Genomic DNA, 7,994 nt, shown 5'->3' with positions numbered 1-7,994 from the left:
TTGCCGGCCTGCGCGATTTCGCGCGTAAAGGTTCCGTAATCCTGGAACATCTGCTGTCGTTCGGCGTCAGGGCGTTTCTTGCCATCGGCCTCGCTATCATAGATAAGAAGCATGTACTGCATCGCGCACCTCCGGATTCTTGATTCTGTTTCGTGTAATAGTCGAACGAAAATCGCCAGATCGACAAGCGAAAAAATTTTGCACGGCGTTTACATCGGGCGGCGAACGCGCCACGATCGTTTCGCTCCATGTACGCCTTTTGAGCGGCTTGAGAATCGATGTCTGACAGCCATGTAATCGTCGTCGGCGCCGGCCTTGCGGGCAGCGAGGCGGCGTATCAACTCGCGCGCCGCGGCGTTCGCGTCAAGTTGATCGAGATGCGACCGATCGCGATGACCGAGGCGCATCGCACGCACGGATTCGCCGAACTGGTGTGTTCGAACTCGCTCAGAAACGACTCGATGGAAACCGCGGTCGGCGTGCTGAAACAAGAGATGCGCCGACTCGGCTCGATCGTGATCGCCGCCGCCGATCGTGCGCGCGTGCCGGCTGGTTCGGCGCTGGCGGTGGATCGCGACGGCTTCTCGCGCATCATTACGGAGACACTGGAAGCGCATCCGATGATCGAAGTGTCGCGCGCGGAGGCTGTCGAGATCCCGCGCGGACTGAGCATCATCGCGACCGGTCCGCTGACCAGTCCGGCGCTCGGAGAGGCGCTGAACAATCTGATCGGACCGCGCAATTTGTACTTCTACGATGCGATCGCGCCGATCGTCGCGGCTGATTCGATCGACATGGAGGTGGCTTTCAAGGCCTCGCGCTACGGCAAGGGCGGCGACGACTACATCAATTGCCCGATGACGGCCGGCGAGTACGAGGCGTTCGTCGCGGCGGTAATCGCTGCGGACAAGGTCGAACTTCATCCGTTCGAGAAGCCGATCTATTTCGAAGGATGCATGCCGATCGAGGAGATGGCGCGGCGCGGTCCGATGACGCTGGCGTTTGGCCCGATGCGGCCGGTCGGACTCGCGCATCCTCGGACCGGGGAGCGGCCTTTCGCGGTGGTGCAACTTCGGCAGGACGACGCCGAGGGGCGCCTCTACAACATCGTCGGCTTTCAAACCAAGATGACATATCCCGAACAGCGGCGCGTGCTGCGCATGATTCCGGGACTCGAGCGCGCCGACTTCGTGCGGCTGGGTTCGTTGCATCGCAATACGTTTGTCGATTCGCCGCGCCTGCTGCGGCCGACGCTGCAGCTCAAAGTGCGTGACGACTTGTTCCTCGCGGGGCAGATGGTCGGCGTGGAAGGATACGTGGAATCGGCGGCGGCGGGCCTGCTCGCGGGAATCAATGCGTCGAGTATCGCGAATGGCCGCGCGATGGTCGTGCCGCCGGCCGAGACCGCGCTCGGCTCGCTGATCGCCTACATTACCGATCCGATGCGGCGCGAATTTCAGCCGATGAATGCAAACTACGGCCTGATGCCGGCTCTCGAAACTCGCGCGCGCGGACGCCAGAAAAAAATCGACATGGGCATTCGCGCGCTGGCGGCGCTGGACAATTGGATTGCGTCGAATCGAATCGAGCCGCCCGCTCAATCTTCGGCGCTGGCTGAAGCATAGGACAGCCAGGCAGGCTGCTTGTGCCGCACCATGGTTTAGCTTGCGCCGCGCTTCCGGTATAGAAAAACGCAAGGGGATGCGGCGATGACGAAGGCGGAACTGATTGAGGCGATTGCGCGGTCGACACGTCAGCCGAAGAAGCAGGTCGCGGCGACCGTCGAGCTGGCGTTCGATCAAATCGCGCGTTCGATTCGCAAGGAAAAGCGCTTCTGGATGCCCGGTTTCGGCACCTTCACGGTCCGCCGGCGTCGCGCGCGGCCGGGTTTCAATCCGCGCACCAACGCTCCGATGACTATTCCCGCGGCCCGCACGGTGGGGTTTCGGCCCGCGCCGCCTTTGAGGAAGGGTCTCTGACGACGGCTTCCAGAGCCAGCGTGCATCACGAGAGCCTCGAACGCGCCGGAGACCATCCCGCGTCTCACGCGACCGCAGTGGCGAACGGAATCAGCCCGATCGTGCTGATAGCGGCGCTCGCAATCGGCGCGGCGCTTCGATTCTACAACCTTGGCGCGCTCGAGATATCCGCGGACGAGGGCGCATCTTGGGGCGCCGCTTCCGCGCCGAGCATCGCGGAAGTGATCGCGCGCCAGGCGCAACTGAATCCCGGCAAACTGCCGATCCACGACTTGATGCTGCATGGATGGATCGCGATTCTTGGCTCGAGTCTGCCGGCGATGCGCGCGATGTCGGCCGCGCTCGGCACGATCACAATTCTGCTCGCGTATTTTGTCGCGATTGAAATTTTTTCGAGTGACGAACCCGCACCGGAACGATTCGATCGCAATGATATCAGGATGGTCGCTGCACTCGGCGCGATGCTGTTTGCGGTTAACTTGATCGCGGTCAAGTACGCGCGCGAAGCCCGGATGTATCCCGTGATGCTGGCGGCGGTACTCGCGCAAGTCGGGATCTTTCTTCGGACGCTGAGGCGCGGAGGTTTCGTTAATTTCATCGCGCTTGCGATTCTCACGGCGTCGGCGATCGGCGCGAATTTCTCAGCCGTGCTGGTGCCGGCGACCGAAGGCCTGTGGCTAATCCGGGTGCTCGCGCGCGCCGGATGGAAATTCAGTGATGACCGCGTACGACGCGCCTGGTCCGTCGCGATGGCTCTGGGAGCCGGCGGATGCCTCCTCGCGCCGATACTGCTCAGTTCATTCCACGCTACTTCAGCCGCGACCGAAGGAGGAATTATCCGCTGGATCAAGCCGCCGCCGCTGTACGCGCCGTTCGCGCTGTTCAACAAGGCCACTGGAACGTTCGCGTTTCCGATATTGGCGCTGCTTGCGATTTGGGGATCGATTCGGGGCTGGCGGCGCGGCGCTCGCGATGCGATCGCGTTTGCTCTGCTCTGGATGTGGACGCCGCCGATCATCATGATGCTCGCGTCGTACGCGCTGACGCCGATCTTTATCGAGCGCTACGCGCTGTCGTGCTTCGTGCCGTTTTTCATTCTCGCGGGGCTTGGGATTTTCGAATTGCCGGCGCATCAGTATCGAATCGCGGCGCTCGCGATCGCCGTCGCGCTGTCGCTCGGTCATATCTATTCGTATCAACGCAAATCCCACGATGCGCAGTATCGCGAGGCGATTGCCGCTGCCGACGCCGAACTCAAGCCCGGCGAAACGATGACCGTGGTGCCGACCTATGCGATCGAAGTGCTGAGATATTATTTGCCGCAAGAGCATCGCGAGCGCGCGATGCGTCACGATCCGAAATCGCCAGCGCCGGCCGTGTTAATCATCGCGGATCAAAACCTCACATCCGACGCGGTGCGGAAATATCGCCGGAGTTATCCGCGCCTGATCTCACGCTTTCGCGGTGTCGCCGTGTTCAGGCGCGCGGAGGGACCTCCATAGATCGCGAACGAATCTCGCTGCTGCGCTATTCGCCTGCGCTGGTGCTGTTTGCGATCGCCGTTGCGGATTGGTCGCGCTTCGCCGATCCGGATTTGTGGGGGCACGTTCGTTTCGGCCAGGAAGTGCTGCGCCAGGGCCATCTCGTCTGGCGCGATCCGTATTCGTACTCGGCAGCGGGCCATCTCTGGCTGAATCACGAGTGGCTCTCCGAGTTGATAATGGGCGTGCTCTACAACTCGCTCGGCGTGTTTGGTCTCAAGCTGATGAAGTTCGCTTGCGCCGCGCTCACGGTAAGCTTCATCGCGGCGGCGGAAAGCGAAACGGGCGCATCGCCGTGGCTCCAGTTCGCGATCCTGATCTCGGCGGCGGTCACGATGAACGTGCAGATGCAATTTCGGCCGCAGGCGTTCACCTTCGCGATGCTGAGTGGACTTATCTATCTGCTGGCGCGCGATGCGTATCGGGGACGAGCGCCGCTTTGGCTCGCGATCCCGATGCTCGCGGCGTGGGCGAATCTGCATGGCGGATTCGTCCTCGGTGTCGCGACGCTTGCGATTTATACGATCGTTTGCTGCGCTCAGGATTTCGCCGCGGGCCGCGGCTTCGCCAATTTGATGCGGCTCGGATCGATCACTGCGCTCGCGACGCTCGCAACCCTGGCGACTCCTTATGGAATCGGCGCCTGGCGCGCGGTGCTGCATGCGCTGGCGAATCCATACACGCGAATCGTGGTCGCGGACTGGCAGAATCTGTGGCTCTCGATCGGGTCGCGATGGCATACCGAGCCGCTGACGGTGATGTTCTACGAAATCGCGGTGCTGTTGATGGCGGCGCTATTTTTCTCGTTCGTGCTTACGCCAAAGCTTGGCGATTTGCCGCTCGTGGTGATCGCGACGGTGATGTCGGCGGCGGCGATCGTGTCGGTGCGCAACGTACCGATCGCGGTGATCGCGATCGCGGCGCCACTCGCGCGTCATCTGCCGGCCGCGCTCAGCGGAGGCTGGCCGCAACTCGCGAACGCGAGTCCGACAAGATCGGCGTCGCGCGCGAGCCGGGTGATCTTCGCGATCCTCGCCGCGCTACTGCTGGTTCGCGGAGATTTTTTTTCGAATCGCCTCGAGGCCGGCATGCCGTATCCGGTCGCGGCAACGGAGTTCATCAGGCAGCGCGGGCTTCACGGCAATTTTCTGAGCCTTTTTTCGTGGGGCGAATATCTGATCTGGCATCTCGCGCCGAATTCGAAAGTTTTCATCGATGGGCGCTATGACACGATGTATCCGCAAAATGTGCTGGTCGAGTTTTTTGCTTTCAACTATCTGCAGCCGGGGGCGCAGATAGCGCTCGACAATTATCCGACCGAGTACGTGTTGATCCCGCCGGACCTCGCCGCGCGAAAATTGATGGACTCGCGCCGCGATTGGCGACTCATCTATCGCGACGACATCGCGCTGTTGTACGCGCGAGCGGATTCGCCAGTGGCAAAAATCGCAGGCTTGCCGGTGGCCGGTAGCGCGAAGGCCGCGACTTTTCCCTAGCCGCGCTTTCTATTTTCCTTTCCCCGCTGGCGGTCGGACGTTTGCCGTCGCGGCGGACCTTGTGACATATGTGGCACGATCGAAGCCGAGCTTTCGCGAGGCACGAGCGCAGCGCAGCCGATTCGGGCCGAAGGGCGGAATCGCAATTCAGGTCAGAGTACCGAGTCCGGAGCGCAGCGGATGCGAGGTTGATTCGGAACCAAGAGAGCGAATCACGATGGGCAGACCAGTGATGATCGAGGCGGCGATCAACGGCAACGCGATGCGCGAGCTGAATCCCAATATCGCGTACGCGCCCGCACAGATCGCCAACGACGCAATCGCGACCGCCAGGGCGGGCGCTGCGCTTATTCATTTTCACGTGCGCGATCCGGAGACGGGGCGCTGGGTGCAGGACGTCCCGTACTACTCCGAAGTTTACCGGCGCACGCGCGCGGTGTGCGATCCGCTACTCTGGCCGACGTTTCCATTCAACGGCACGCCGGCCGAGCGCTTCAGCCATTTCGTTGCGCTATCCAAGGATCCCGCGACCAAGCCGGATCTCGGCGGCGCGGACTTGGGGTCGGTGAACCTCGCAACCTACGATCGCGTCGCCAAAAAAATTCGCGGCGCGAACTTTGTCTATCTCAACAGCTTTGAGACCTGCCGCTATTTTCTCGAGACCTCGCGCGAACTCGGGCTCCGTCCGACGCTGCAGATTTTCGAACCCGGATTTCTGCGCGCCGCGCTGGTCTTTCTCGATCAGGGACTGCTCACCGAACCGCTGATTCTGAAATTCTACCTCGGCGGCGACGAGCAATCCTTCGGGCTGCCGCCGACGCTCAAAAGCCTCGAGGCGTATCTCGAAATGATCAAGGGCGTGCGATGCAACTGGTTTGCCGCGACGCTCGGCGGCGACAATCTGCCGATGGTGCCGACGATCGTGAGCCTCGGCGGACATGTCCGGGTCGGACTCGAAGACTATCAGTATGCAAACGACGGCCAGCTATCGAATCCGCAGATTGTCGAGCGCGCCGCGGCGATGATTCGCGCGATGGGCCATGAAGTCGCGACGATCAAGCAGACCCGCGAACTGCTCGAGGTCTAGCAAATCGCACGCGGGCAGCGTGTTCGAAGATGCACTGAAATTTTCTCGCTGGAGCGAAAAATATGAATGAGCGGCATGAATTCAATCGCAAGATCATCGAAGAGTTTCGCGCCAACGCCGGCAAGGTCGGCGGCATGTTCGCCAATGCGCCGATGATCCTGATCACGACCACCGGCGCAAAAAGCGGCCAGGCTCGCACCACGCCGCTGGTTTATTCTAAGGATGGCGACCGGTACGTGATTATCGCTTCGATGGCGGGCGCGCCGAATAATCCGGATTGGTACCACAACCTGAAGACGCATCCGACGGCGACGGTCGAAATCGGCGCCGAAAAATTCAAGGTGAAGGCCGGTATCGCGACTGGCGACGACCGCGAACGATTGTACAATCAGCAGGCCGCGCTGCTGCCCATGTTCAATGACTACCGGAAAAAGACGACGCGGCAGATACCGGTGTTCGTGCTCGAACGCGTCGCCTAGCTTGCGACTGAATCCGTCGGCGATCATTTGGATCACGCTTCGATTAAGGGTGCGCAGGCTCCCGGAGATCGGAGCAATTCGCCGATGCGTCAACGCAAGGAGTCAGTTATGGCAACGTCAGCACCGCATAATCCTCCGTTTCGAGCGGAGCACGTCGGCAGCCTGTTGCGGCCGCCCGAATTGCTGAAAGCGCGCGCGGAAAACGAAGCCGGACGATTGTCCGCCGCCGAACTGCGCAAACTCGAAGACGATTTTATCCGCAAGGTGGTCGCTTTCCAGGAGGACGTCGGACTCCAATCGATCACCGACGGCGAATATCGCCGCGGCGTGTTCTACACCGATTTTGTGTGCCGCGGACTCGGCGGCGCCTCGGTCTATTACGAAATCGATCGCATGTTTTTTATCGACGACAAGGGCAGCAAGATCGCGGTGCCGCTGCTCAAGATTCACGATCGATTGCGCTGGCAGGCGCCGGTGCACGCCGACGAATTCAAGTTCACGCAATCGCTCACAAAGCGGACCGTGAAGATGACCTTGCCGTCGCCGACCAGCGTTTACTCCGTCGATGGAGGCAACGTGAATCGAGAAGTGTATCCGGATCTTGCGCTGCTGCGGGCGGACGTCGTCGATGCGTACCGCAAGGAATTGCCGGCGCTGGCGGCGGCGGGATGCCGCTACGTGCAGATCGACGAAGTTCCAATCGCGATGTATTGCGATCCGAAACGGCGCGAACAGATCAGCCGCAGCGGAATCGATCCGAACAAGGTCCTGTTCGACGTCTTTCCAAATCTGATCAACGACGCACTGGCCGATCGGCCCAAGTCGATTCACGTCGCGATGCATCTTTGCCGCGGCAACAATCAGAGCGGCTGGCTCACCGAAGGCGGCTACGATCCCGTCGCCGAGATGCTGTTCAATCAAATCAATGTAGATTCCTACTTGATGGAGTACGACACGGAGCGCGCCGGCACCTTCGAGCCGCTGCGATTCGTGCCCAAAAACAAATCTGTCGTGCTCGGGATCGTCTCGAGCAAGCTGCCGCAGTTGGAGTCGAAGGACGCCCTGAAGCGCAGGATCGACCAAGCGGCGAAGTATATCGATCTCGATCAGCTTGGCCTGAGCCCGCAATGCGGTTTCGCGAGCACTGCTCCCGGCAACAAGCTGACGCCCGATCAGCAGAAGGCGAAACTGCAGTTGGTCGTCGAAGTGGCGCGCGAAGTGTGGGGCTAGCGCGATCGTTTCGATTGGGAGTGCTCAGCTGAAACGGTTCTTGTTGATCGCGATTTCGATCTGCGCCGCGATCGTCGCCGCGCGCGGACCGGCCCATGCCGCCGAAGCGTTCGATCGCGCCGGCCTCGAGAGCATCATGCAAAACTACCTCGCCGCGCTCGTGGCTCACAGTCCCGCGCGCG

The 7,994-nt window shown here is 61.2% G+C and carries 7 protein-coding genes; all 7 read left to right on the top strand.

Features of this window, described 5'->3' with window-relative positions:
- Positions 1-278: 278 nt before the first annotated feature.
- Positions 279-1,625: a methylenetetrahydrofolate--tRNA-(uracil(54)-C(5))-methyltransferase (FADH(2)-oxidizing) TrmFO gene (gene trmFO / locus Q7S58_RS09490; RefSeq protein ID WP_304824076.1), complete on the top strand. Its 1,347-nt coding sequence runs from the start codon at positions 279-281 to the stop codon at positions 1,623-1,625.
- Between the two features lie 84 nt (positions 1,626-1,709).
- Entirely contained in the window at positions 1,710-1,979 is a 270-nt protein-coding gene (locus tag Q7S58_RS09485; protein WP_304824073.1) for an HU family DNA-binding protein, read from the top strand.
- Positions 1,980-2,056: 77 nt separating this feature from the next.
- Complete coding sequence (locus tag Q7S58_RS09480; RefSeq protein ID WP_304824070.1) at positions 2,057-3,481, top strand: hypothetical protein; 1,425 nt, start codon at positions 2,057-2,059, stop codon at positions 3,479-3,481.
- 41 nt (positions 3,482-3,522) lie between these two features.
- The gene (locus Q7S58_RS09475) at positions 3,523-5,016 is read left to right on the top strand and encodes a hypothetical protein (protein WP_304824067.1); all 1,494 of its coding nucleotides are present in this window, start codon (positions 3,523-3,525) and stop codon (positions 5,014-5,016) included.
- Between the two features lie 217 nt (positions 5,017-5,233).
- On the top strand, positions 5,234-6,103 hold the full coding sequence (locus tag Q7S58_RS09470) for a 3-keto-5-aminohexanoate cleavage protein (RefSeq protein ID WP_304824065.1): 870 nt from the start codon (positions 5,234-5,236) through the stop codon (positions 6,101-6,103).
- A gap of 62 nt (positions 6,104-6,165) precedes the next feature.
- Positions 6,166-6,582: a nitroreductase family deazaflavin-dependent oxidoreductase gene (locus Q7S58_RS09465; protein ID WP_304824062.1), complete on the top strand. Its 417-nt coding sequence runs from the start codon at positions 6,166-6,168 to the stop codon at positions 6,580-6,582.
- Between the two features lie 108 nt (positions 6,583-6,690).
- A complete protein-coding gene (locus Q7S58_RS09460; protein ID WP_304824059.1) occupies positions 6,691-7,812 on the top strand; it encodes a 5-methyltetrahydropteroyltriglutamate--homocysteine S-methyltransferase in 1,122 nt (373 codons plus the stop codon).
- Positions 7,813-7,994: the final 182 nt, after the last annotated feature.

Source organism: Candidatus Binatus sp. (assembly GCF_030646925.1).
Lineage (GTDB): Bacteria > Desulfobacterota > Binatia > Binatales > Binataceae > Binatus.
The sequence above is the reverse complement of the archived record's forward strand: the minus strand, read 5'-3'. Positions and strand labels throughout refer to the sequence as shown.